The 2,008-nt window shown below is 34.2% G+C and carries 1 protein-coding gene and 1 pseudogene; both read right to left on the reverse strand.

Annotation, left to right across the window (positions count from 1 at the left end):
- Positions 1-310, reverse strand: a pseudogene (locus ACFIQE_RS09855) (hypothetical protein); the annotation flags it as partial.
- Between the two features lie 80 nt (positions 311-390).
- Positions 391-1,233: a hypothetical protein gene (locus tag ACFIQE_RS09860; protein ID WP_375707651.1), complete on the reverse strand. Its 843-nt coding sequence runs from the start codon at positions 1,231-1,233 to the stop codon at positions 391-393.
- Positions 1,234-2,008: the final 775 nt, after the last annotated feature.

Genomic DNA, 2,008 nt, shown 5'->3' on the forward strand with positions numbered 1-2,008 from the left:
CATGGGCATTATCATAAACATAGCCAGCAATGATAGCATTGTCATAAACCCGCGCATGACCATAGATATGACCACAAGTGACAGCATTGCCAAAAACTCTTGCATTTTCATAAACGTGACCATTTTTAAACACAAGAGCCTCATCATACACCCAGCAATTTCCCTCATGAGAGAGGTTATCTTCCTTTTCAATAAAGCCACCCATGGCACCAGCTCTAACATCAGAAAAGTCTTTTAATGCTTTAATGCGATAAAGGGTATGATTACCAAATACACGCGTTTCATTTGTGAGTGCAAACTTCTTTTGCATAGCACAATTCCTTCATAAAGAGATTTAATTTTTAAATGAGATATTTAAAGGAAGGCGCCCCCGCTGCGCCCACGCGTTATTTAAGCAGCGTCTTTTAGTGACTGATTATCATCACAGATATCATTACGAATTTTTGCACGGCTATTGACAACAGCATTGCCATAAATTTGCACATGATGATCAATATTTGATTTGCCATAGACCTTGGCATTATCATAAATCCTTACAAAGCAACCAACACGAGCCGAGCCAGAAACCTTGGCATGACCATAGATACTTGAATAATCCTTAATCCAAGCATTAAAAAAAACATGGGCATTATCATAAACGCGCGCCCAGACATAAATGCGTGACTTGCCATACACATGGGCATTGCCAAAAATATAGCCACAAACATAGGCACTTTCATAGACACGGGCATTGTCATAAACCTTGGCACCATTAGAAATAGTAGCATTATCACTAATTACGGCATTACCATAAACATGCCCACAGACCTTAGCGTTATCATGAATTTTTGCATTATCATAAATATGAGCGGTTGTATCAAAAACCAATGCTTTGCCATTAACGATAGCATTGCCACACACCTTGGCACCTCTAAAGATTTTCGCGTCATTATAAATTTTAGCATTTTCATAAACAGTTGCATTGAAAAGAACCGCGGCATTATCATAGACCCAGCAATTGCCATCATGGGATAAGTTACTTTCATTTTCAATAAAACCGCCGAGGTCTCCCGCCTTAACATCATCAAAATATCTTAGAGCACGTATACGGTGTAAAGTAAGACCATCAAAAGTGAATTTTTCATTGGTAAATTCGTATTTTTTTGCAGACTCTTGTTGATTAACAGATGTGATTTCGTTTGCAATGTTAGAGGAAATTGTATTTTGGGAAGTTTTTATTATAGAATTTTTCATTTTAAATTCTTTCTAATCGTAATGAAGTTTTCAATTGACGCGCTATAAAGGCGCCGGGCGTTGAAAACACGGCGATTAGTCCGTCGTCACACTTTTCCCATAAGGGTATTGCATGGTGTGACACACCCGACAAAATCATTATACGCTTTAATACGTATAAAAAACAGTCAGTATTTTAAAGACTTTGGAAAGATTGTTTCGTAACCTATCCGCTAATCGTTAAGTGTTTTCAGCACTTGAATATTTATATAACAAAATACGTGTTTATTGTCAAATAATATTTCTATCTTTTTGATATTTTTTCTTATTTTTTAATACGTTGCGTGTTGATAATATCTTATGCTTATTAATTGTTTCTTTTATATTTATGTGCTTTTAAAACTATATTATGGGCTTTATGAAACGATTGCGTTATTTTTTGAATCTATACATTTATAATATTTAGAAACGCTCTCATAATGCGTATTTTAAACTTTATAACCTATCAATTTTGTTACTAAATGAATTTTAAATTTTTTGTGAATTTTGTTTATAAGGGGCTTTAATTTAAACGACCTTAATAGCACCGCGCTCTTATAACAAATGCTTTCATTTGCATTTTTGCTTTCTCTATAGTTGTTATGTTCTTTATAGCCATGGCATCATTTTTCATGTTCATAAGAGAAATGATAAATAGGATAATTGTGATTTATTGCTTGTTATGAAAACATCTCAATAGAAACTGATCATTATAGAGATGAGCAAAATCCCTTTTAATAAACTTTTGTCATTTTTG

Source organism: Bartonella sp. AA1HLJMS, assembly GCF_042197445.1.
Taxonomy (GTDB): Bacteria; Pseudomonadota; Alphaproteobacteria; order Rhizobiales; family Rhizobiaceae; genus Bartonella.